The following is a 23,815-nucleotide window of genomic DNA, read 5'->3' as shown; positions in this document are numbered from 1 at the left end:
GATTGGTTCAAATAGGCGACAAGGTTCTTTCATGCGTTCCACTGAGATCATGGCCACTACCACGGCCACTGCCACGGCCGCTACCACGGTCAATTCCGCGACCAATCTCCGCGCCGCCATCGCCGCCGCCGCAGTCGCAGCGCGCAACGTGGTATCCGGAGCAGATACCGCCGATACCTTGAGCGGCACTGCCGGCGTCGACGAGTTGTTCGCTTACGGGCAGGCGGATCTGGTCAATGCGGGCGACGGGGATGACACCCTTTGGGGTGGTTCGGGCAACGATACTCTGCTGGGTGGCGCCGGAAATGACCTGCTCATCGGTGAAAGTGGCGACGACCAGATGGACGGCGGCCAGGGCAGCGACACCTACCGCATCACCGGCAACACGGCCGTTGGCTTCCACGGCTATGACATCTATGCGGACAGCGGCACCACGGGATCCGACACGATCGCGGCGCTGGGCACGGGCAATGTGGACATCGGCTTCAAGGGCAATTTCGGACCGGCCAGCGGCATCGAGGTGATCGACACGACGGGTGCGGCTGGCGATGTCCGCCTGCTGGGAGACAGCAGCGCGCAGACGCTGGACTTCCGCGGTGTGACGATGACGGGCACGCGGATCGTGATCGATGCGGGCAACGGCAACGACGTGGTGTACGGCAGCGCGGGCGCGGACACGCTGGTGAGCCACAACGGCGAGGACACGCTGGACGGCGCAGGCGGTGACGACCTCTACCGTGTCACGGGCAACACGGCGGCGGGTTTCCATGGCTACGACGCATATAAGGACAGCGGCACATCGGGCACGGACAAGATCGTGGTAGCGGGCACGACGACGGGTGCGGTGGACATCGGCATCCGAGGCTGGAACGCCACGGGCATCGAGGTGGTCGACGCGACGGGCACGACGGGCGTGGTGCGGTTGCTGGACACGGGGGACGCGAACCTGCTGGACTTCCGCACGACGACGCTGACGGGCAGCAACCTGGTGATCGACGCGGGCAGCGGCAACGACACGGTGTACGGCAGCGCGGCCAACGACACGCTGCTGGGTTCTTCGGGCGATGACCTGGTGGATGGCGCAGGCGGTAGCGACACCTACCGGGTGACGGGCAACGTGCTGGCCGGCTTCCACCACCACGACATCTACAAGGACAGCGGCACGAGTGGCACCGACACGGTCGTCGTGGCCGGCACGACGACCGGTGCAGTGGACATCGGCATCAAGGGCTGGAACGCCACCGGCATCGAGGTGGTCGACGCAACCGGCACGACGGGCGTGGTGCGGTTGCTGGACAACGGGGATGCGAACCTGCTGGACTTCCGCACGACGACGCTGACGGGCAGCAACCTGGTGATCGACGCGAACTACGGCAACGACACGGTGTACGGCAGCGCGGCAGCCGACACGATCGTGTCCGGGAGCGGCAACGACCAGGTGGACGGTGGTGAAGGTGGCGACACGTACCGGGTTTCCGGCAACGAGGCGGCAGGTTGGAGCAGTTTCCAGGGCCACGACACATACCAGGACAGCGGCACGTCGGGCACGGACAAGATCGTGGTGGCGGGCACGACGACGGGCGCGGTGGACATCGGGGTCCGGGGCTGGAGCGCGACCGGCATCGAGCAGGTGGACGCCACGGGCACGACAGGCGCAGTGCGGCTGCTGGACACCTGGGACGCGAACCTGCTGGACTTCCGCACGACGACGCTGACGGGCAGCAACTTGGTGATCGACGCGAACTACGGCAACGACACGGTGTACGGCAGTGCGGCGGCGGACACGATCGTCGGCGGCGGTGGCGACGACGTGCTGGACGGCGGTGCCGGCGGGGATACCTACCAGGTCACGGGCAATGAAGCGGGCGGCTGGACGAGCTTCCGGAACTACGACACCTACCAGGACACGGGCACGAGCGGCACGGACCGGATCGTGGGGGTGGGCACGGGCAATGTGGACATCGGCTTCAAGGGCAGTTTCGGTCCGGCCAGCGGCATCGAGGTCATTGACGCGACGGGGGCTGCGGGGACGGTGCGGCTGCTGGGCGACGGCAGCAATTCGATGCTGGACTTCCGTGGCGTGACGCTGACGGGCTCGAACATCGTCATCGACGGCGCGTACGGACACGACGTGCTCTTCGGCAGTGCGCAGGACAACGTGATCGTCAGCGGCTGGGGCGATGACACGGTGGACGGTGCCGGTGGCAGCGACACCTACCGCATCACGGGCAACACGACGAAGGACTTCCAGGGCTACGACGTCTACGCGGACACGGGCACGAGCGGCACGGACAGGATCGTGGCACTGGGCACGGGCAATGTGGACATCGGCTTCAAGGGCAACTTCAGTTCGGCCAGCGGCATCGAGGTGATCGACGCGACGGGTGCTGCGGGCGACGTGCGCCTGCTGGGTGACGGTGGCGCACAGACGCTGGACTTCCGTGGCGTGACGCTGACGGGCACGCGCCTCGTGATCGACGGCGGCAACGGCCACGACGTGGTGTACGGCAGTGATGCAGCGGACACGCTGGTGAGCCACAACGGCGAGGACACGCTGGACGGCGCAGGCGGTGGAGATCTCTACCGTGTCACGGGCAACACGACGGCCGGCTTCCACGGCTACGACACCTTCAAGGACAGCGGCACGAGCGGCACGGACAAGATCGTGGCGGTGGGCACTGGCAACGTGGACATCGGGCTGCGCGGCGGGTTCAGCGCAGGATCGGGCATCGAGGTGATCGACGGCACCGGCGCGGCCGGCACGGTGCGCCTGCTGGGCGAGAACGCGGCGGAGACGCTGGACTTCCGCAGCGTGACGCTGACGGGCAGCAACCTGGTGATCGACGCATCGGGCGGCAACGACACGGTGTACGGCAGCGCGGGCAATGACACGCTGCTGAGTTCTTCGGGCGATGATCTGGTGGATGGCGCGGGCGGCAGCGACACCTACCGGGTGACGGGCAACTCGCTGGCCGGCTTCCACCACCACGACATCTACAAGGACAGCGGCACGAGCGGCACCGACACGATCGTCGTGGCGGGCACGACGACCGGCGCGGTGGACATCGGCATCAAGGGCTGGAAGGACACCGGCATTGAGGTGGTGGACGCCACGGGCACGACGGGCATGGTGCGGCTGCTGGACAACGGCGATTCGAACCTGATCGACCTGCGCACGACGACGCTGACGGGCAGCAACCTGGTGATCGACGCGAACTACGGCAACGATACGGTGTACGGCAGCGCGGCGGCGGACACGATCGTCGGCGGCAGCGGTGACGATGTGCTGGACGGCGGCGCGGGCGGTGACACCTATCGGGTCACGGGCAACGAGGCGGGTGGCTGGAAATCCTTCCACCACTACGACACGTACCAGGACACGGGCACGAGCGGCACGGACAGGATCGTCGCACTCGGCACGGGCAACGTGGACATCGGGTTGAAGGGACATTTCGGATCGAACAGCGGCATCGAGGTCATTGATGCGACGGGGGCGACCGGGACGGTGCGGCTGCTGGGCGACGGCAGCAATTCGACGCTGGACTTCCGCAGCGTCACGCTGACGGGCTCGAACATCGTCATCGATGGCGCCTACGGCCATGACGTGATCTACGGCAGCGCGCAGGGCAACGTGATCGTCAGCGGCTGGGGCGACGACACGGTGGACGGCGCCGGCGGCAGCGACACCTACCGCATCACGGGCAACATGGCGAGGGGCTTCCAGGGCTACGACGTCTACGCGGACACGGGCACGAGCGGCACGGACAGGATCGTGGCCGCGGGCACGGGAGATGTGGACATCGGCTTCAAGGGCAACTTCGGCCCAGCCAGCGGCATCGAGGTGATCGATGCCAACGGTGCCACAGGCACGGTCCGCCTGCTGGGCGACAGCGGCGCGCAGACGCTGGACTTCCGCGGCGTGACGCTGACGGGCACGCGCCTCGTGATCGACGCGGGCAACAGCAACGACGTGGTGTATGGCAGTGGTGCGGCGGATACGCTGGTGAGCCACAACGGCGAGGACACGCTGGATGGCGCGGGTGGCGGAGATACCTACCGTGTCACCGGCAACACGACGGCCGGCTTCCACGGCTACGACACCTTCAAGGACAGCGGCACGAGCGGCACGGACAAGATCGTGGCGGTGGGCAACGGCAATGTGGACATCGGGCTGCGCGGCGGGTTCGGCGCAGGATCGGGCATCGAGGTGATCAACGGCACGGGGGCGACCGGCACGGTGCGTCTGCTGGGCGAGAACGCGGCGGAGACGCTGGACTTCCGCAGCGTGACGCTGACGGGCAGCAACCTGGTGATTGACGCGGCGGGTGGCAACGACACGGTGTACGGCAGCGCGGGCAATGACACGCTGCTGAGTTCTTCGGGCGATGACCTGGTGGACGGCGCGGGCGGCAGCGATGTGTACCGGGTCACGGGCAACACGACCTCCGGCTTCCACGGCCATGACACCTACAAGGACAGCGGCACGTCGGGCACGGACAAGATCGTGGTCGCGGGCACGACGACGGGCGCGGTGGACATCGGAATCCTGGGCTGGAACGCGACCGGCATCGAGCAGGTGGACGCCACGGGCACGACCGGCGTGGTGCGGCTGCTGGACACGGGCAACTCGAACCTGATCGACCTGCGCACGACGACGCTGATCGGCAGCAACCTGGTGATCGACGCGAACCATGGCAATGACACGGTATACGGCAGTGCCGGATCTGACACGATCGTGGGCAACGTGGGCAACGACATCGTGGACGGTGGCGCAGGTGGTGACATCTACCGGATCTCGGGCAACGAGGCAGCGGGTTCGTCGAACTTCCACGGCCACGACACCTATCAGGACACGGGCACCAGCGGCACGGACAAGATCGTGGCGGTGGGCACGGGTGACGTGGACATCGGCTTCAGGGGCAATTTCGGCGCAGCCGGCGGGATCGAGGTGATCGACGCGACGGGGGCCGGCGGCACTGTGCGTCTGCTGGGCGAAAGCAGTTCCCAGACGCTCGACTTCCGCACCGTGACGCTGACGGGCATCAACCTGGTGATCGACGCCGGCAGTGGCAACGACACGGTGTATGGCAGCGCTGCCAGCGATACCTTGCTGAGCGGCTTTGGTGAGGACGTGCTGGACGGTGCCGGGGGCAGCGATGTGTACCGCGTGACGGGCAACACGACCGCCAGCTTCCAGGGCTACGATCGGTACCAGGACAGTGGTGCCACGGGCACGGACAGGATCGTGGCGGTGGGCACCGGCAATGTGGACATCGGGCTGCGCGGCGGGTTCGGGTCCGGGTCTGGCATCGAGGTGATCGACAGCACCGGGGCGACCGGCACGGTGCGCCTGCTGGGAGAGGGCGCAGCGGAGACGCTGGACTTCCGCAGCGTGACGCTGACGGGCAGCAACCTGGTGATCGACGCGGGCAGCGGCAACGACACGGTGTATGGCAGCGCGGGCAGCGACACGCTGCTGAGTTCGTCGGGCGATGACCTGATGGACGGTGCGGGCGGCAGCGACGTGTACCGCGTCACGGGCAACACGACCACTGGCTTCCACGGCCATGACACCTTCAAGGACAGCGGCACGTCGGGCACAGACACGATCGTGGTGGCCGGCACGACGACCGGCGCGGTGGACATCGGGATCCGGGGCTGGGATGCCACCGGCATCGAGACAGTGGACGCGACTGGCACGACGGGCATGGTGCGGTTGCTGGACACAGGAAGCGCGAACCTGATCGACCTGCGCACGACGACACTGACGGGCAGCAACCTGGTGATCGACGCGAACTACGGCAACGACACGGTGTACGGCAGCGCGGCGGCGGACACGATCGTGGGCGGCAGTGGCAACGACCTGCTGGATGGTGGTGCCGGCGGCGACACCTACCGCGTCACGGGCAACGAGGCGGGCGGCTGGGCGAGCTTCCACAGTTTCGACACCTACCGGGACAGCGGCACGAGCGGCACGGACAAGATCGTGGCCCTCGGCACGGGCAATGTGGACATCGGCCTGCTGGCGAGCTTCGGGTCGGCCAGCGGGATCGAGGAAATCGACACGACGGGTGCCACCGGCACGGTGCGGCTGCTGGGCGACGGCAGCAGCTCGACGCTGGACTTCCGCAGCGTGACGCTGACGGGCACGAACATCGTCATCGACGGCGCCTACGGCCATGACGTGCTCTTCGGCAGCGCGCAGGACAACGTGATCGTCAGCGGCTGGGGCGACGACACGGTGGACGGCGCCGGCGGCGGCGACACCTTCCGCATCACGGGCAACACGACGAAGGACTTCCAGGGCTACGACGTCTACAAGGACACGGGCACGAGCGGCACGGACAGGATCGTGGCACTGGGCACGGGCGACGTGGACATCGGCTTCAAGGGCAACTTCGGCCCAGCCAGCGGCATCGAGGTGATCGATGCAACCGGCGCGACAGGCAATGTCCGCCTGCTGGGCGACAACGGCGCGCAGACGCTGGACTTCCGTGGCGTGACGCTGACGGGCACGCGCCTCGTGATCGACGGCGGCAACGGCAATGACGTGGTGTACGGCAGTGATGCAGCGGACACGCTGGTGAGCCACAACGGCGAGGACACGCTGGACGGCGCAGGCGGTGGAGATCTCTACCGTGTCACGGGCAACACGACGGCCGGCTTCCACGGCTACGACACGTTCAAGGACAGCGGCACGAGCGGCACGGACAAGATCGTGGCGGTGGGCACTGGCAACGTGGACATCGGGCTGCGCGGCGGGTTCAACGCAGGATCGGGCATCGAGGTGATCGACGGCACCGGCGCCACGGGAACGGTGCGTCTCCTGGGAGAGAGCGGCGCCGAACTGTTCGACCTGCGCAGCGTGACGATGGTCGGCAGCAACCTCGTCATCGAGACCGGGGCCGGCAACGACACGGTGCTGGGCAGTGCCGGTGCTGACACCATCCTCAGCAACCGTGGGGACGACCGACTGGACGGTGGTGAAGGCAGTGACCTCTACCGCGTCAGCGGCAGCTTCGCCGCAGGATGGAGTGTGTTCAGCGGGCGCGACACCTATGCCGACACTGGCACCACCGGCACGGACAAGATCGTTGCGCTCGGCACCGGCGACGTGGACATCGGCATCAACGACTGGCAGTCGACCGGCATCGAGGTGATCGATGGAACGGGCGCCACCGGCACGGTCCGGCTCTGGGCGAACGACACGGCCAACGTGCTGGACTTCAGCACGGTGAGCTTCGTCGGCGGCAACATGCTCATCGACGGCGCCTATGGCAACGACACGATCACGGGCAGCGCAGGCGCCGATCTGATCCTGGGCGCGGGAAATGACGATCTGCTCGACGGCCGCAATGGCAGCGACATCTACCGGGTCACCGGCAACCAGGCCGGCGGCTGGTCCAGCTTCCACGGCTACGACACCTACCGGGATACGGGCACCTCTGGCACCGACAAGGTCGTCGCGCTGGGCACCGGCAATGTGGACATCGGCGTGGCCGGGTGGCAGACCACCGGCATCGAGGTGGTCGACGCCACGGGGGCGACCGGCACGGTGCGCCTGCTGGGCCGCGACCGTGCCGACGTGCTCGACTTCCGCGGCACCACGCTGACCGGCAGCAACCTGGTGATCGACGCCAGCTACGGCAACGACACGGTCTTCGGCAGCGCGGGGGCCGACACGATCGTGGGTGCCGGCAATGACGACCTGCTCGACGGCGGCGGGGCGGGTGACACTTACCGCGTCACCGGCAACTTCGCCGGCGGCTGGAACAGCTTCCACGGCTATGACACCTACCGCGACACCGGCACCGCCGGCACCGACCGCGTCGTCGCCGCCGGCACCGGTGCGGTCGACATCGGTCTGTCGGGCTGGCTGGACACCGGCATCGAGGCCATCGACGGCACGGGCGTCACCGGCACGGTGCGCCTGCTTGGCGGCGACGGCGCCACCGTCTTCGACTTCAGCACCACCACGCTGACGGGCGCCAACCTGCTGATCGACGGGGCCGGGGGCAACGACAGCATCATCGCCAGCGCGGGCAACGACCAGATCGTCGGGGGCGCTGGTGACGACACCCTCGACGGCTTCGACGGCAGCGACACCTACATGGTGACCGGCAACCTGGCCGGGGGCTGGCGCTCCTTCCAGGGCTTCGACGTCTACCGTGACAGTGGCACCAGCGGCGTGGACACCCTCCGCGCGCAGGGCGCCGGGGATGTGGACATCGGCCTGATGGGCTTCGACGGTGACAACGGCATCGAGGTCATCGACACCACCGCCGTGGTCGGACAGACACGTCTGCTGGGAAGCTGGTCGGACGACTGGCTGGACTTCAGCAATGCCAGCATCCTCGGCAACCGCGTCGTCATCGATGGCAGCGGCGGCACGGACGTGATCTTCGGCTCGGCCGGCAACGACACGATCCTGGGTGGCGGCGGTGCAGACTCGATGGCGGGCGGTCTGGGCAACGATGTGTACCGCGTCGGCCGTGGCACGGGACTGGATGTGGTCTGGGACTATGACGAGACCGAAGGCAACCTGGACACGGTCGAGTTCGGTGCGGGCATCGCCACCGACCAGCTCTGGTTCCAGCGGCTCGACGGCTTCCTCGAAGTCAGTGTCATCGGCACCTGGGACCGCGTCTACGTGATGGACTGGGACGCCGGTCCGGCCAGCCAGATCGAGCAGTTCCGCACCGCTGATGGCCGTGTCCTGCAAAGCGCCCAGGTCGAGGGGCTCATCAGTGCCATGGCGGCCTTCAGCCCGCCGTCGGGCGGCACGACCACGCTGTCGCAGGCCTACCAGGATGCGCTGGCGCCCGTGATTGCCGCCGCTTGGTCCTGATTGGTACAGTCCTGAAGCACCGGTTTGTCTGATCCCTGTCAGCCGACGCCCTCACCATGAGGGCGAAGATGTCGACACGGATGAAGGAGACAAAACCGATGGCCCTGCAACAAGACGAGCCCTGGGCGGGCTGGATGACCCCGTGGGCGCGCGCGACCCTCGGCCCTCGGGCAGCCGAGCCGAGCCTGGTGGCGCAGCGCCGCCAGTCGCTGCTCCAGCATGCCCACGCCCGCAGCGCGTTCTACCGGCGCCACCACGGCGTGACCGAACGGTCCGCGCCGCTGGTGTGGTCCGACCTGCCGCCGGTCACCAAGCCGGTGCTGATGCAGGCCTTCGACGAGTGGGTGACCGACCCTGCCATCACGCTGCAGGGCGTGCAGGCCTTCCTGCGCGATCCGGCCCGGATCGGCGAAGACTTCCTGCGCCGCTACGCGGTCTGGACCAGCTCGGGCACCAGTGGCGAGCCGGGCATCTTCGTGCAGGACAGTGCGGCGCTGGCCGTCTATTCGACGCTGCTCGAAAGCCGCATGGACCGCCGCTTCGCCACCCAGCGCTGGTGGGCGCTGGCCGCGACCGGTGCGATGGGGCCGTGGGGCCTGCGTCCGCGCAGCGCGCTGGTGGCCGCACTCGATGGGCATTACGCGGGCGTTTCGTTCTGGTCGCGCCAGTGCCGCTTCAACCCGGTGACGGGCAGCGAGTCGCGTGCGTTTTCCGTCACGGCGCCGATCGGCCAGCTCTGCGACGCGCTGCAGGCCTGGCGTCCGGCGTTTCTGGCCAGCTACCCGAGCATGCTGGTCGAGCTGGCCCGGCAACAGGAAGCCGGCCGTCTGCGCCTGATGCCGCTGGCCCTGTGGTCCGGCGGTGAGGGGCTGGCAGCGAGCACACGCGACTGGATCGAATCGGTGTTCGGCGCGCCGGTCATCAACGACTACGGCGCCTCCGAGTGCCTGGCCATCGCGTTCGAGTGCCCGCATGGCCGCCTGCACCTGAACGACGACTGGGTGCTGATGGAGCCCGTCGATGCACAGGACCAGCCGGTGCCGGCCGGCACCGCGTCGCATGCGGTGCTGCTGACCAATCTGGCCAACCGTGTGCAGCCGCTGATCCGCTACCGCCTCGGCGACAGCGTGACGATGCACCCGGACGACTGCCCCTGTGGCAACCACCGGCCCTCGTTCACCGTCGAAGGCCGCTGCGACGACACGCTGCGGTTCCCGAACGCGGCGGGCGAGGTGGTCCACCTGTCGCCGATGGCGGTGACGACAGCATTGGAGGAGGGCGCCGACGTGCACCGCTTCCAGCTCCGCCAGACGACCGCGGACGCGCTGGAGCTGCGCCTGGACGTCAGCCTGAGCGCCGATCCGGCGGCACTGCGCGCGGCGTCTCTGCAGGCCTTGCAGGCGTATTTCGCCAAGCAGGGACTGCCCGGCCTGCACCTCAACCTCAGCGACGAGGCGCCGGCGATCGACCCGCGCAGCGGCAAGCTGCGCCAGGTCGTCTGCGAGGTCTGAACCCGTGCCAGCGGCGCCAGGGTCAGAGCTTCATCTCCAGCCGCAGTGCCCAGGCGGTGGTGCTCGGGTTGCTGCTGGTGGCCACCTGCTGCGTGGTGGCGGTGGTGACGGTGCTGCTGCTGACGTTGTCCAGCGGCAGCGCGTTGCTCACCGAGGCGCGCAGCTGCAGCTCGGGTGAGAACCGCCACAGCGCGTAGGCGTCGATCACGCGGCGCGTGTCCACGGTGTTGCGCTGCTGCTCGCTCAGGCGGATGGCGTAGCCGGGCGTGAAGTTCACGCTGGCCCCCAGCGTCAGCGGCAGACCGCGCAGGCGCCAGTCACCGCCCAGGTTCGCGCTCCAGTCGGGTTGCCGGTCGAGGCGGTTGTCCGGCCCGCTGACGCTGTGCACGGTCGAGCGGAAGGCGCTCACGTTGGCGCGCAGCTCCACCGGCGGCGCATCCGCAGTCATCACCTCGCTCAGCCGGAACTTCGCTTCCAGCTCGACGCCGCGGGTCACTGCGTCGCCAATGTTCTGCGGGCGCGACACCCAGCGTGACACACCGCCCACCGTCTCCAGCGTGGTCTGCGGGCGGATGAGCTGGTCGATGCGGCGCTCGAACACGCCGATGCTGAGCACGCCGCCGGCTGACAGGTAGTGCTCGAACGCCAGGTCCAGCCCGGTGGCCAGCTCGGGCTGGAGCTGCGGGTTGCCAGCGCGGTCGGGGTTGGTTTCGAGGTTGGTGCCGGTGGCTTCGCTGCGGCGGGCGATCAGGTTGGTGAGGGTCGGTGCGCGGTAGCTGCGTGTCAGGCTCAGGCGTACCTGGTCCTTGCCGCCTTCCACCGGCTTCCAGGCGGCGTGGAACAGCGGCGTCAGCACACGGCTGCTGCTGCTGATCCGGCCGTCGGCGGCGTCGCTGGTGGTGTCGATCGCCTCCCAGCGCAGGCCGCCCTGCAGCGACCACTGCGGTGTCAGCGTCCACTCGTCCTGTGCCCACAGCGCGGTGCGCAGCGTGCGTGCCTGCAGCGTGTCGCCGACTTCGCCGTTGAGCGAGCGGGTGCCGGTGGCGCTGGTCTCCAGCGTGGTGCGGGTCTCGTCGCGGCGGTTGTGCTCGGCTTCCCAGCCGAGCGAGAGCAGGTGCGCGCCGTCGGCCGCGGTGCGGCTGAGCTTGCCGCCCGTGCTCAGGCCGCGGTCTTCGCCCGCCCGCTCGTCGTCGACGCGGCGCAGCACGGCACGGCTGCCATCGCGCTCGTTGCGCACGCTGTCCCCCGCTGAACGGCTCAGGCTGCCGCCGGCCTTCAGCTCCAGGCGCAGGCCGTTGTCGAGGCGGGTCTGCCACTGGGCGTTGAGCCGTCCGAGCGCGAAGCGGCCCGTGCCGGCCTGGTCGGCGGTGGCGTAGTCCGGCACGGCGGTCGGGGTCAGCGACTGCAGCGTCTGCGTGCTCTGGCTGCGCGACTCGGACAGGATCACGAAGGGCATCAGCGCGAAGGTCTCGCCCGCGCCGAGGCGCCATTGCATGCGCCCGCCGGCGTGGAGGGTCTGGCGGCGCGAGGCTTCGTCGGTGAGGCGTTGCTCGTCCAGCACCGTGCTGCCATCGGCCAGCCGGGTTTCCACGGTGCGGACGTCGGCGTGGTCGCTGTCACGTCCGCTGCGCAGGTTGGCCGAGAGGTTGTAGCTGAACGCTTCCTGCTGGTCGGCGCGGGTCCAGCTCAGGTCCGGTGTCCACAGCCCGTTGTCGTGGCCGAGGCGCAGGTGGACGTTGTTGAGCCGCTGGCGCACCGCTTCGCGCAGCACGATGTTGATCGTGCCGGCGATGGCCTGCGCGCCGGTCTCGGCGGTGGGGCCGCGGGTGACCTCGATGCGCTCGACCTGGTCGGGCGTGAGCGCGTCCAGCGACATGCCGTAGGGCATGCGCTCGCCGTTGAGCAGGATCTGCGTGTAGCCGCTGCCCAGTCCGCGCATGCGCACGTTGCCGCCCCGCCCGGGTCGCCCGCCGTCCAGCGTCACGCCGGGCAGCCGCTTGAGCACTTCGCTGACCGTCGCGTCGCCCATGCGCTCGATCTCCTCGCGGCCGACCACGGTCTTGGCGGCGGTGGACTGCTGGCGCTGCACGGTGTCGGACGGCGCCGTGCGGCGGATCTCGACTCGTTCCAGTGTCGCGGAGGGGGCCGTGGGGGTCACGGGTTCTGTGCCGGGCGCGGTGGCGGGGGCCGCGGTCTGGGCGTGGACGGCGCTGGCGATCAGCAGCAGCGGGAAGGGCAGCGGGAGGGCGGTGAAGGTGCGCATGGGCCGCATTGTCTCGCCGTTGCTGCACCCGGATGGGGCGCAGGGTCGAACCCGGACACGGTGTGCGAAAGGGCCGTTTAGACTCCCCGCCCATGACTGAAACCCTGCGTTCCCGCCCCGATCTCGCCGGCCGCCGCCTTGTGCTGGGCCTCACTGGCGGCATCGCCTGTTACAAGAGTGCCGAGCTGCTGCGCTTGCTGGTCAAGGCCGGTGCCGAGGTGCATGTGGCGATGACCGACGGCGCGCAGCGCTTCATCACCACCGAGACGCTGCAGGCCTTGTCCGGCCACCCCGTCACCACCGACACCTGGGATGCCCGCGAACCGAACGGCATGCCCCACATCAACCTGACCCGCGGTGCGGACGCCGTGGTCATCGCCCCGGCCAGCGCCGACTTCATCGCCCGACTGGCGCAGGGGCGGGCCGACGACCTGCTGAGCCTGACCTGTCTGGCGCGCCCGCTGGCCAGCGGCGCAGCCGACGCGCGCCCGGTGCCGCTGATCCTCGCCCCCGCGATGAACCGCGAGATGTGGTCGCACCCCGCCACGCAGCGCAATGTGGCGCAGGTGCAGGCCGACGGCGCGCTGGTGCTGGGCGTGGAGGCGGGCGCGCAGGCCTGCGGCGAGATCGGCGATGGCCGGATGATCGAGGCCGAGGCCATCGTCGAGGATCTGATCGCTGCGCTGTCGCCCAAGCCGCTGGCCGGCAAGCGCGTGCTGATCACGGCAGGCCCCACCTTCGAGGCGATCGACCCGGTGCGCGGCATCACCAACCTGTCGAGCGGCAAGATGGGTTTCTCGCTGGCCCGCGCGGCCCGCGAAGCCGGCGCCGAGGTGACGCTGGTCGCCGGCCCGGTGCACCTGGACACGCCGCGCGGCGTGCGCCGCATCGACGTGCGCTCGGCGCAGCAGATGCACGACGCCGTGCTGCCGGCCGCGCCGCTGCACGACCTCTTCATCGCCACGGCCGCGGTGGCCGACTGGCGCCCGGCCAGCCTGTCCGCGCACAAGATCAAGAAGGACGGCAAGAAGATCGCGCCGACCTTCGAGCTCAGCGAGAACCCCGACATCCTCGCCGCCGTGGCCGCCTTGCCGGACCGTCCCTACTGCGTCGGCTTTGCGGCCGAGAGCGAGAAGCTCGAACACCACGCCCGCGAGAAGCTGCTGCGCAAGAAGGTGCCACTGATCGTCGGCAACCTCGGCCCGGCCACCTTCGGCCGCGACGACAACGCGCTGCTGCTGGTCGATGCCGACGGCGCCCGCGCGCTGCCCGAGGACGGCAGCCGCTGCGACAAGCAGATGCTGGCGCGTGCCCTGGTTGCCGATGTGGCGCTGAGGATGGCGCGTTTATTCAAATAAGCTGAACGGTTTGTTCATAATCTGAAGTTTTTCGCTACAAAACTTCAGAAAGCAGCAACATGAACAGCAGACCTCGGGGGCGTGCCGCTCCGAAGGCCGGGCATTGGGAACGCAGCCGGATACTCGTCGCCGGTGTGGTGTTGGGAGGGGCGGCGCAAGCGGGAGGTGCCACGGCGCAACCCGCCGAGGCGCTGCCGCGGGTCGAGGTGACCGGCAGCCAGCTGCGCCGCAGCATCACCGATGCCGGCCTGCCACTGCAGGTCATGGGCCGTTCTGAACTGGAACGATCCGGCGCCACCTCGGTGGCCGAGCTGCTGCAGCGGCTGCCGATGGCGCAAGGCCACCAGGCGCTCACCGAGAGTGTCGGCAACGACGGCAACGGCATCACCAGCGTCTCGTTGCACAACCTGGGCGCCCAGTACACGCTGGTGCTGCTGAACGGGCAGCGCATGGCCTCCAGCGATGGTGGCTCGGTGGTCGACCTCGGCACCTTGCCGCTGGCGGCGCTGGAGCGCATCGAGATCCTGGGCGATGGTGCCTCGGCGGTCTACGGCGCGGACGCGATCGGCGGCGTGGTGAACCTGATCCTGCGGCAAGACGAGACGCCGCTGTTCGTGAACACCCGCGTCACGGCGCCGCAGGGTCCGGGCGGCGGCGGCTGGCAGCTCGCCCTCGGCCAGGGGCTGGGCGACCTCGCGCGGGACGGCCATGCGCTGACCTGGGTGGCCAGCCTCGACCGTGCCCGCGCGCGGCAGGCCAGCGACCGCCGCGTGTCGGCCAGCGGCCTGATCCGCTTCCGTGACCCGTCGGGCCAGGAGCGGCTGTTCTTCAACGGTTCGCTGCGTGGCGCACCCGCCAACGTGGCCGTCGACTACACCGACGCCGCGGGCGATGCGCAGTCGGTCTACCTGAACCCCGGCCTGCAGGCCAGCGGGCAGTGTCCGGGCGCACACCTGGACGCCGGGGGGCTGTGTTACTTCGACTACGCCGCCTCGGTCGTCGACCAGCCGCAGGTCGAGCGTGGCAGCCTGATGGCCAGCGGCGTGCTGCGGCTGGGCACGTCGGGCTTCGACTGGCGCGGCGACGCGCTGCTGGCCCGCTCGCGCACCCGCATCAGGCTGGCGCCGTATCCCGCGGACGTGGCGGTGGCGACCGACTCCGCTGCATTCACCTCCCACATCCAGCCCTGGCTGACCGACGAACAGCGCGCAGGACTGAGCGGCGCGACCGCCTACTACCGCCTGCAGGAGCTTGGCGGCCGTGTGGTGGACTACACCAACGACGCGCTGCACCTGAGCACCGGGGTCGAGGGCGACACGGGGGGCTGGCACCTGCGGTCCGCGCTCACCTGGTCGACCCGCGAACAGCGCCAGGACCACGGCAGCGGCTGGCTGCTCGGCGAGCCCTTCATGGCGGCGGTGGCGGATGGGCGGATCGACCCCTTCGCCACACCCGGCCAGCAGAGCGCGGCCGGGCAAGCGGCGCTGGCCGGCGCCGGGGTGCAGGGCCGCTACGACACCACACGCAGCGACCTCTTCGGCGCCGAGCTGCGCGCCACCACCGAGCCGTTCACGCTGCCCGGTGGCCCGGCGCAGTGGGGTGTGGGCAGCGAGTGGCGCCGCACGCTGTGGCGGCGCACCCTGTCGGACGTGGCGCGCAGCGGTGCCTTGCTGTCCGGCGATGTGCAGCAGGCGCACGATGTCCAGCGTGACACCCTGGGCGCCTACACCGAGCTGCTGCTGCCAGTCACCCCGGCGGTCAACCTGACCGGCGCGCTGCGCTATGACCACCTCGGCGCTGCGCACGACCGGTTGCGCGGTCTGCGCATCGGCCACACGGCGGGCCAGTTCACCTCGCAGCTCAGCGGGCGCTGGCAGGTGCGGCCCGGGCTGTTGTGGCGTGCGTCGGCGGGCACCGGTTTCCGTGCGCCCGACCTGCTGCAGATCACCCGCACCCAGGAGGACGCCGGCGTCACGGCCGGCGCCTATGCCTGTCCCTTCACGGCGGCCAACGGGTTGGCCGATCACCCCTATGCGGCGCTGTGCTGGCCAGGCGCGAACCAGGTCGAGGCGGTCAAGGGCGGCAATGCAGCCCTGCGTCCGGAGCGTTCGCGGCAGTGGTCGCTGGGCGGGGCGTTCGAGCCGGCCGGATCGCTCAGCGTCGGGGCGGATCTGTGGTCGGTGCAGGTGCGGGACGCGGTGCAGGCCGTCAGCGAGCGGCTGATCCTGGCGGATCCCGTGCGCTACGCGGCGCTGTACACCACGAAGTACAAGGCATCGGCCGGGGCCGATGCGCTGGCCGTGCGCTTGTTGCCCGTCAACATCGGCCGCATCGAGGCGCAGGGCATCGACTGGCGTGCCGCCTGGCGCCACGGCTCGCCGGTCGGGCGCTGGACGCAGCAACTGCAGGGCACCTGGCTGCTGCGTTCGCGCTACACGGTGCCTGGCGACGACACCCGCTGGGCCTCCAGCCTGAACCGCTTCGGGGTGGACGACCGGGTGGCGTTCCGGCACATCGTGGCACTGTCGTCCACGCTGGACCGGGGCGGCTGGTCGCACCAGGCCCGGCTCCACTGGCGCAATGGCTACGCCGACCAGCCGCAGAGCGAGAACGACTGCGCCGTCACGACGCCGGACGGGCTGACCTGCACCGCTGTGCAGCGCCGCGTCGCCGCGCACTGGACGGTCGACTGGACCAGCACCTGGCGCCCGACCCGCAGCGCCGAGGTGTCGATCGGGCTGCGCAATGTGTTCAACCGCCGCCCGCCGCTGACCCTGCGCACGGTGGGGGCGCACATGCTCGGGTATGACCCGCGCTACGCCAGCGCCGAGGGGCGGGCGCTGCAGGTCGGGGTGAACTGGCGGTTCTGACCGCTGGCGTTGCCTTCGGCGGGCCGCCCCGCTACAGTGCCGGGATGCACCTCGTCCGTCGTTCCCTGATGCGCTTCGTCTGGCTGGCCTTCGCGGCCTTGCTGGCCGTGGCGGTCGCGCCGACGGCGTCGCGCCTGCTGGCGGCGAGTGATCCGGTCCGTGCTGCTGCGCTGGCCGAGATCTGCTCGGCCAGCATGGCCGTGCTGGTGCAGCCGTTGTCCGACTCGTCCGGGCCGGAGGCCGCCGGTGGTGCGCACTGCCTGCTGTGCCTCTCCGCTGCCATGGCCGTCGCCTGGCCGGAGTCCGATCGCCGCGCGGACCATGCCCCGCCGGCCCCGCACCTGCGGCCCACCACGGCGTCGCTGCTGCCACCTGGACGTGCGCCCGTCTGGCCGTCTGCGCCATCCCGGGCGCCTCCCGCCCAAGCCTGACCCCTGGCCCTGGCCCCTGATCTGGTCAGTGCCGGTGGCTGCCGTCGCGTTCGCGTGGCTGCTGCACCCAGACTGTCACCTCCTGCTCGCCCCCGCGCTCGAAGCGCAGTGTCAGCTTGAAGCGGTCACCGGCCACCAGCGGTGACTTCAGGTCCAGCAGCATCAGGTGGTACTGCCCGCCGTGTCGAAACGGCAGCGCTCCACCTGCAGGAATGGCCAGCGTGTCCAGTGCCCCCATGCGCATGACATCACCGTCCATGACCATCCGGTGCACCTCGACCGAGCCCGCTGCGGCGGTGCGCGCACCGACCAGGCGATCCGGCAGGCGCCCGGTGTTGCGCAGGCCACGGAAGTAGACCGCCCCCGTGCGGGCGCCCGGCAGCGAGGGCGTGGCATACGGGTGGTCGATGACGATGTCGCCGGCCTTGAAGTCATGGGCCAGCACCGTGCCGGGCAGGGCCAGGGCCATGGCTGTCACCAGGCACTGGCGGCGCGCGGGTTTGAAAAACGTCTTCATCGCTTGGATCCGTGTGAGACTGGTTGCAGCATGGGCGCACAAGTGTTGTCTTTTGTTGTTTAACAGTCAATAAAATTCAGCATGTGTTGTCATCGGGTATTAATTTTCTGGATAATCATCGGATGACATTGCCTCGACGTTCATTGGCACGACTGACCCGGATGGCCTGCTGGCTGCTCCTGGTCGCGGCGTGCCTGCCGACGTTGTCGCGGCTGATCGCCGCCGCCGATCCAGTGCGTGCGGCAATGATGGTCGAGGTCTGTTCGGTGTCGAGCCGCGACCGCGGGGAAGACCGGGCCCTCCCGGGCGATGTCATGGGCGGTGTGCACTGCGCCGCCTGCGTGGTGTCCGTGCTGCAGGTGGACGTGCCGACACCGGATCGCCGGGCTGATTTCGACCGGCCGGTGCTGCGCCTGCGCCCGGTGGAAGAGCCGCTGCGCGCGCCGCGCCCCCGCCCCGTCGGGCCACAGATCCCTCCCCGAGCACCTCCGCTGTCCGCCTGACGGGTTCTCCGTCCCGCCGCTTCACCGTCTGTCATCCCGTTGTCGAACGCTGTCTGCTCCGTGAGGAGTGGGCGGGCTTCGGCCGCGCGGCATGGCTGGCTGCATTTCCTGCATTCCGCTTCTCATCTCCTGTCTGGATACGACCATGACTTCGTTCGCTTTCGCCCGTGAATTCCGTTTCCCGATCTGTTTCCCGATTGCCCTGCTCGCTGTTGCCGCACTGACCGCCTGCGGCGGCGGTGACGACACCACGGCCACCACCCCGACCACCACCACGCAGAGCGTCTCCATCGACTTCGCCGCCACCGTCGGCAGCACGGTGCTGAACATCGGCAAGTGCGCGGACACGCAGGTCAACGGCATCGCCACCCGCGGCGGCGCGGCGGTCAACGCCAAGCTCACCGACCTGCGCTTCTACGTCTCGAACGTCAAGCTGCTGAAGGCGGACGGCACCGCCGTGGCCGTCACGCTCGACGAGAGCACCTGGCAGGCCAATGCCGGCACCGACTCGCTGGCGCTGATCGACTTCGAGGACGGCACCTGCACCAACGGCGGCGCCACCGGCGGCACCAACACCAAGCTCACCGGCAATGTCCCCAGCGGCACCTATGTCGGCGTGTCCTTCGTGCTGGGCGTGCCCAACGCGCTCAACCACACCAATCCCGCGCTGGCCACCACGCCCAAGCCGATCGACGCCAGCGTGCCCGGCATGGCCTGGTCATGGCAGGCGGGCCGCAAGTTCCTGAAGATCGAACTCAGCCCCGAGAACGCCACGACGGCCGGCACCTACACCGGCGGCGTGCAGACCATCACCGCCGCGGGCGCACAGGCCACAACGACGACGGCCGGTGTCACCACCAACGTCGCCAACACCAACGCCTTCGTCTACCACCTGGGCAACACCGGCTGTGTGGCGGATGCGGCGGCCACGGCTACGGGCGGCTACACCTGCAGCACGAACAACCAGGTGCCGGTGACGATCGCCGCGTTCAACCCGACCAGCCAGCGCATCACGATGGACCTGCAGGCGCTGTTCGCCGGCAACAACGCGACGCAGAACACCGTCAGCACCGCCGCAGGCTGCATGTCGGCCGCCGACGATCCGCAGTGCCCGGCGATGTTCACCGCGCTCACCGGTGCCAAGTCGGGCGGCACCATCTTCCGCGCCATCGCCAAGTGACCCGCGGAGCGACTGCCCCATGACTGCTGCAAGCCGCCTGCTGAACCGACTCAAGGTGGCTTGCGTGCGCCCCGCCACGCTGGCGCTGGTCCTTGTGGCCAGCCTGTCCGGCTGTGGCGGGGGCGGCACGCAGGCCATCGACACGGGATTGAGCACCTCGTCCTGGACCTGGCGCCTGCCGGCCGGATTCCCGGTGCCGGTGGTGCCGGACGACAACCCGATGAGCGACGCCAAGGTCGAACTGGGTCGATTCCTGTTCCACGACAAGCGTCTGTCGGGCAACGGCACCCAGGCCTGCGTCAGCTGTCACCTGCAGTCGCTCGCCTTCACCGATGGCCGGACCACCTCGCTCGGCTCGACCGGCGAGGCCCACCCGCGCAACGCCCAGCCGCTCGCCAATGTCGCCTACAACGCCACGCTGACCTGGGCCAACTTCTCGCTCACCGACCTGGAGCGGCAGATGCTGGCGCCGCTGTTCGGCGACAACCCGGTCGAGATGGGCGTCAACGACCGCAACCAGGCCGAGGTGCTGGACCGCATCCGCGCCGACGCCGACTACCCGGCCCGCTTCGCCAGCGTCTACGCCGGCCAGGCGCAGCCGGTCACCTGGGACAACATCATCAAGTCGATCGCCGCATTCCAGCGTTCGATCCTGTCCGTCAACAGCCGCTTCGACCGGGCGCAGCGCGGCGAGGTGCTGCTCACGGCGGCCGAGACCCGCGGCCTGAACCTGTTCAACGGCGAGAAGGCGGAGTGTTTCCACTGCCACGGCAGCTTCAACTTCAATGACCAGACCCGCCACCTCGGCCTGCGGCTGGTGGACACGCCCTTCCACAACACGGGGCTCTACAACATCGACGGCCGTGGCGAGTTTCCGTTCCCGAACCGCGGCATCCTGGAACTCAGCGGCAAGCCCGAGGACATGGGCAAGTTCCGCGCGCAGACGCTGCGCAACATCGCGGTGACGGCCCCCTACATGCACGACGGCAGCATCGCGACGCTGGAAGAGGTGCTCGATTTCTACGCTGCGGGCGGGCGCGTGATCACCAGCGGTCCGCACGCGGGCGACGGCCGCAACAACCCGTTCAAGAGCGACCTGGTCGCCGCGATCAGCCTGACCGCGCAGGACAAGGCCGACCTGGTGGCCTTCCTGAAGACGCTCACCGACGAGGATCTGCTGACCGATCCGCGTTTCTCGGACCCGTTCCAATGAGGCGCCCGATGTGCAACAACCGAATCCTGCGCGGCGGGCCGCTTGGTGTCCTGGTGTCCGTGCTGATCGCGGCGGGTGTCCTGGGCAGCGGCGTTGTCCGCGCCCACGAGGCCGAGGAAGACACCATGCCCGGGACGGCCGGCTGGCGGCTGAACGCGGCGGCGGCCCTCTCCGCCATAGAAGCGAAGTCGTCCTGGCCGATGCCGCGCTGGTCTGGTGTGCTGGGCAGCGGGCAGACGGTGGATGACCGGCGCGGCCTGCATGTCGAACATGCGATGGCGGGCGGGGCGTTCCGTGCGGACACCGCCAGCGGCGTGCAGCTCGGCGCACGGCTGGCGGTGGGCTGGCACGGTCAGGGCGCCGCCCACGTCGAAGCCGCCACCGGCGAGGCGCGTTACCTTGTCGGCGATGACCAGATCGGCCTGTCGGCCGGACGCATGGCGATGCCGATGGGGGCTGCGTTGACGGAGGCCGGTCACCTCGACCGTCATGCGCAGACGCCACTGATCCGACGCGCGGTGTCCGATAGCGACTGGATCGACGACGGGATTCACCTGCGCTGGCGCCGTGGCGATGGGCAGGACGACGGGCTGCAGACCGTGGGCGTCGGCCTGTGGCGCGCGAAGGCTTTTCCCGGCTCGGCCGACGCCGCGGTGGCGCCGAGCCTGCACCTGCGCGCAGGACAGGGCGAGTGGACCGCCGACGGCTTCGCGACGCGGCTGGCGCCTCGGTCGCGCGGCGCCTACGCGGCGAGTTCCACGGCCGGACACACCCACGCGCAGCCGGACTGCGCCCGCAGCCTGGTCGGCGTCACCTGCTTCGACGGGCGCAGCGTGGTGCTCGGGGCGAGCCTGCGCTGGACGCCGCACGACCTGCCGCTGACGTTGACGCTGGCGGGCCTGTCGCAGCAGGAGCGCGGCACGCTGGATTCCATGAGCGGGTCGGCGGCCTACCGCGGTCGCACCACGGGCGGCTGGCTCGACGCCGTCTGGTCGCTGGATGCCCGCTGGCAGCTTGGACTGCGCGCCGAGCGGCTGGTCGCCCGCCACCGCCTCGAAGGACCGGGCGCCACTGGCGTGGCCCTGGACGCCGGTCTCGCCACGAACCAGCCGATGCACCGGCTCGCCGGCAGCGTTGCGCTGCAGCCGTCCGAAGGCTGGCGCGTGATCGCCGAGGCCGGCGCCGAGCGAGGCGCCGAACGCACGCTGCGCTGGGTCGGGCTGCGCCTGATCACGCAGGCCTCGTTTCCACGATGACCTCACCTTGTGTCATCACCCCGTTGTTTCCGGAGATCCCCATGCTGAACCTGAACCTGAACGTGAACCTGAGCCGCTTGGTGCCTGCCGCCGCCCTGATCGTCGCCTTGCTGTCCCCGGTCGCCGTCCATGCGGCCGATGACGCCCATGCCATCCGCCGCGTGATGATGAAAACCTGGGACAAGCCCGAGGCGCGCCTGCAGGTCGCGCCGGTCGTGCTGCGCGGCGCCCATGCGGTGGCGGGCTGGACGCAGGGCGAGCGCGGCGGCCGTGCGCTGATGGCGCGCAACGGCGACGGGAGCTGGCGTGTCGTGCTGTGCGCGGGGGATGGCATCCGCCACGCGCCCGCACTGCAGGACGCCGGCCTGAATGCCACGGACGCGCAGGCATTGGCCCGGGATCTGGCCGCCGCCGAAGCGAAGCTGCCCGCGGCACAGCGCGCCAAGTTCGCCACCTTCGACGGCATCGTCCGCATGGACGCGCATGGCCAGCACCCGCCCGCCAGTGATGCCGCCCAAGGCCACGGCCAGCACAAGGCCCACTGACGACCGCGCCCGCGGTGCCCCCCGACGCTTCCGACACTTCCGACGCTTGTTTCGAGGATCCCGACATGATCACGATCTCCAGCCCTGTTTCTTCTGCCCGCCACGACGACCTGCTGGCCTGGTGCAGCCCGGAGCGCGAGCGGTTCCGCCGCGGAGCGCTGGTGTTCCGGGCTGGACGTTTCCAGTGGCCGTTCGTGGTCGTGGCCGGGGCGATGCGGCTGGACCTGCCGGCAGGCGATGACAGTGCGCTGCACCTCGCGCTGCCCGGTGATCTGCTCGGCGTCGAGCACCTGATCGGCCAGCCACAGAGCACCTGCTGCCGTGCGATCGTCGAGACGGTGATCGCCCCGCTGGGTGTGGTGCCGGAGGGGCTGCGGCAGGAACTGCTGATCCGGCAACTTGCGGCCAGCCACCGCCGCGCCGCGGAACAGGGGCGGTTGCGCTTCGGTCCTGCGTCCGAGCGAATCCGGGCGCTGCTGCTGATGCTGGCGCAGCACGAACGCATGGCGGACGAGCCGATGTCCTGCGAACTGCCGCGCCTGAGCGACATCGCCGCATTGACCGACACCGCGCCCGAGACGGCCTCGCGGGTGCTCTCCAGCCTGCGCCGCAGCGGGCTCATCGCGTCCGGTGGCGATGCCGAGCCGCAGCGGTCGGTGCAGATCGGGCCGCTGATGCACCTGCGGGCGGGCGAGATGCCAGCCGGCATGACGCGCAGCCGCACCAGTGCCGCCCATGCCCGGGCCGCATGAGACAGTTCCGACCATGCGCTGTCCGTTGCGCTGTCTCACCCACTTTTCGTTTTGACCTGAGTTTTCCCCACTGAAGGAGTTCCCCATGAAGTTTTCTCGTTCGATCCTGACCACCACCGCTTTTGCTGCGCTGACCCTGGCCAGCGTCACCGCTGCACACGCCCAGGTGACCGTCAAGGAGCCCTGGGTCCGTGGCACCGTGGCGAGCCAGAAGGCCACCGGCGCCTTCATGCAACTGACCACCACCGAAGCCGTTCGGCTGGTCGAGGCCAGGTCCGGCGCGGCGAAGATCGTCGAGATCCACGAGATGCGCATGGAAGGGGACCGCATGATGATGCAGGCGGTGCCTGGTCTGGACATCGTCCCGGGCAAGACGCTGGAGCTGAAGCCGGGCGGCTACCACGTCATGCTGATCGACGTGGTCAAGCCGCTGAACGCGGGCGACAAGGTGCCGCTGACGCTGGTGCTCGAAGGCAAGGACAAGAAGCGGATCCAGGTGGATGTGAGCGCCGAGGTGCGTGCCCTAAACGCCAGGCCGGCCATGCAGCAGCACCAGCACTGACCCGGC

Annotated in this window: 14 protein-coding genes; 12 read left to right on the top strand and 2 right to left on the bottom strand. The window is 69.5% G+C overall.

Features of this window, described 5'->3' with window-relative positions; all coding sequences use genetic code 11:
* Positions 1–49: 49 nt before the first annotated feature.
* Both U5O44_RS05460 and U5O44_RS05455 read left to right on the top strand, forming a co-directional pair.
* Complete coding sequence (locus tag U5O44_RS05460; protein WP_322587451.1) at positions 50–8,848, top strand: calcium-binding protein; 8,799 nt, start codon at positions 50–52, stop codon at positions 8,846–8,848.
* Positions 8,849–8,946: 98 nt separating this feature from the next.
* Positions 8,947–10,359, top strand: a complete 1,413-nt coding sequence (locus U5O44_RS05455) for a phenylacetate--CoA ligase family protein (protein WP_322587450.1) — start codon at positions 8,947–8,949, stop codon at positions 10,357–10,359.
* A 22-nt stretch (positions 10,360–10,381) separates the two neighbouring features.
* Here U5O44_RS05455 and U5O44_RS05450 read toward each other — a convergent pair whose 3' ends face one another.
* Complete coding sequence (locus U5O44_RS05450) at positions 10,382–12,622, bottom strand: TonB-dependent receptor plug domain-containing protein (protein ID WP_322587449.1); 2,241 nt, start codon at positions 12,620–12,622, stop codon at positions 10,382–10,384.
* 92 nt (positions 12,623–12,714) lie between these two features.
* On the opposite strand from U5O44_RS05450, the gene coaBC reads away from it, so the two are divergent.
* From coaBC to U5O44_RS05435, 3 genes are read left to right on the top strand one after another with little or no spacing between them, the layout of a single operon-like run.
* A complete protein-coding gene (gene coaBC / locus U5O44_RS05445; RefSeq protein WP_322587448.1) occupies positions 12,715–13,980 on the top strand; it encodes a bifunctional phosphopantothenoylcysteine decarboxylase/phosphopantothenate--cysteine ligase CoaBC in 1,266 nt (421 codons plus the stop codon).
* Positions 13,981–14,039: 59 nt separating this feature from the next.
* Positions 14,040–16,850, top strand: a complete 2,811-nt coding sequence (locus U5O44_RS05440) for a TonB-dependent receptor domain-containing protein (RefSeq protein WP_322587447.1) — start codon at positions 14,040–14,042, stop codon at positions 16,848–16,850.
* A 44-nt stretch (positions 16,851–16,894) separates the two neighbouring features.
* Positions 16,895–17,281, top strand: coding sequence for a DUF2946 family protein (locus tag U5O44_RS05435; RefSeq protein WP_322587446.1), 387 nt, complete (start codon positions 16,895–16,897; stop codon positions 17,279–17,281).
* Between the two features lie 25 nt (positions 17,282–17,306).
* Here U5O44_RS05435 and U5O44_RS05430 read toward each other — a convergent pair whose 3' ends face one another.
* Complete coding sequence (locus tag U5O44_RS05430) at positions 17,307–17,798, bottom strand: copper chaperone PCu(A)C (protein ID WP_322587445.1); 492 nt, start codon at positions 17,796–17,798, stop codon at positions 17,307–17,309.
* 161 nt (positions 17,799–17,959) lie between these two features.
* On the opposite strand from U5O44_RS05430, the gene U5O44_RS05425 reads away from it, so the two are divergent.
* The 7 genes from U5O44_RS05425 to U5O44_RS05395 all read left to right on the top strand — a co-directional run bounded on the left by U5O44_RS05425 (position 17,960) and on the right by U5O44_RS05395 (position 23,809).
* Positions 17,960–18,301, top strand: coding sequence for a DUF2946 family protein (locus U5O44_RS05425; RefSeq protein ID WP_322587444.1), 342 nt, complete (start codon positions 17,960–17,962; stop codon positions 18,299–18,301).
* Positions 18,302–18,446: 145 nt separating this feature from the next.
* On the top strand, positions 18,447–19,481 hold the full coding sequence (locus U5O44_RS05420) for an MbnP family copper-binding protein (RefSeq protein WP_322587443.1): 1,035 nt from the start codon (positions 18,447–18,449) through the stop codon (positions 19,479–19,481).
* 19 nt (positions 19,482–19,500) lie between these two features.
* Entirely contained in the window at positions 19,501–20,694 is a 1,194-nt protein-coding gene (locus U5O44_RS05415) for a methanobactin export MATE transporter MbnM (RefSeq protein WP_322587442.1), read from the top strand.
* A gap of 8 nt (positions 20,695–20,702) precedes the next feature.
* Positions 20,703–21,950, top strand: a complete 1,248-nt coding sequence (locus U5O44_RS05410; RefSeq protein WP_322587441.1) for a hypothetical protein — start codon at positions 20,703–20,705, stop codon at positions 21,948–21,950.
* A 41-nt stretch (positions 21,951–21,991) separates the two neighbouring features.
* Positions 21,992–22,495, top strand: a complete 504-nt coding sequence (locus U5O44_RS05405; RefSeq protein ID WP_322587440.1) for a copper uptake system-associated protein — start codon at positions 21,992–21,994, stop codon at positions 22,493–22,495.
* Positions 22,496–22,560: 65 nt separating this feature from the next.
* Positions 22,561–23,247, top strand: a complete 687-nt coding sequence (locus U5O44_RS05400; RefSeq protein ID WP_322587439.1) for a Crp/Fnr family transcriptional regulator — start codon at positions 22,561–22,563, stop codon at positions 23,245–23,247.
* A gap of 85 nt (positions 23,248–23,332) precedes the next feature.
* Positions 23,333–23,809, top strand: a complete 477-nt coding sequence (locus tag U5O44_RS05395; RefSeq protein ID WP_322587438.1) for a copper chaperone PCu(A)C — start codon at positions 23,333–23,335, stop codon at positions 23,807–23,809.
* The last annotated feature ends 6 nt before the right edge of the window (positions 23,810–23,815 follow it).

The sequence above is a fragment of the Sphaerotilus sp. genome (genome assembly GCF_034519685.1).
Classification (GTDB): domain Bacteria; phylum Pseudomonadota; class Gammaproteobacteria; order Burkholderiales; family Burkholderiaceae_C; genus Sphaerotilus.
Note: the sequence above shows the minus strand (reverse complement) of the source record. Positions and strands in the feature narration are given on the sequence as shown.

Coding starts and splice junctions, on each gene's coding strand:
- U5O44_RS05460 (WP_322587451.1), top strand. CDS start 50: ATGGCCACTACCACGGCCACTGCCACGGCCGCTACCACGGTCAATTCC.
- U5O44_RS05455 (WP_322587450.1), top strand. CDS start 8,947: ATGGCCCTGCAACAAGACGAGCCCTGGGCGGGCTGGATGACCCCGTGG.
- U5O44_RS05450 (WP_322587449.1), bottom strand. CDS start 12,622: ATGCGCACCTTCACCGCCCTCCCGCTGCCCTTCCCGCTGCTGCTGATC.
- coaBC (WP_322587448.1), top strand. CDS start 12,715: ATGACTGAAACCCTGCGTTCCCGCCCCGATCTCGCCGGCCGCCGCCTT.
- U5O44_RS05440 (WP_322587447.1), top strand. CDS start 14,040: ATGAACAGCAGACCTCGGGGGCGTGCCGCTCCGAAGGCCGGGCATTGG.
- U5O44_RS05435 (WP_322587446.1), top strand. CDS start 16,895: ATGCACCTCGTCCGTCGTTCCCTGATGCGCTTCGTCTGGCTGGCCTTC.
- U5O44_RS05430 (WP_322587445.1), bottom strand. CDS start 17,798: ATGAAGACGTTTTTCAAACCCGCGCGCCGCCAGTGCCTGGTGACAGCC.
- U5O44_RS05425 (WP_322587444.1), top strand. CDS start 17,960: ATGGCCTGCTGGCTGCTCCTGGTCGCGGCGTGCCTGCCGACGTTGTCG.
- U5O44_RS05420 (WP_322587443.1), top strand. CDS start 18,447: ATGACTTCGTTCGCTTTCGCCCGTGAATTCCGTTTCCCGATCTGTTTC.
- U5O44_RS05415 (WP_322587442.1), top strand. CDS start 19,501: ATGACTGCTGCAAGCCGCCTGCTGAACCGACTCAAGGTGGCTTGCGTG.
- U5O44_RS05410 (WP_322587441.1), top strand. CDS start 20,703: ATGTGCAACAACCGAATCCTGCGCGGCGGGCCGCTTGGTGTCCTGGTG.
- U5O44_RS05405 (WP_322587440.1), top strand. CDS start 21,992: ATGCTGAACCTGAACCTGAACGTGAACCTGAGCCGCTTGGTGCCTGCC.
- U5O44_RS05400 (WP_322587439.1), top strand. CDS start 22,561: ATGATCACGATCTCCAGCCCTGTTTCTTCTGCCCGCCACGACGACCTG.
- U5O44_RS05395 (WP_322587438.1), top strand. CDS start 23,333: ATGAAGTTTTCTCGTTCGATCCTGACCACCACCGCTTTTGCTGCGCTG.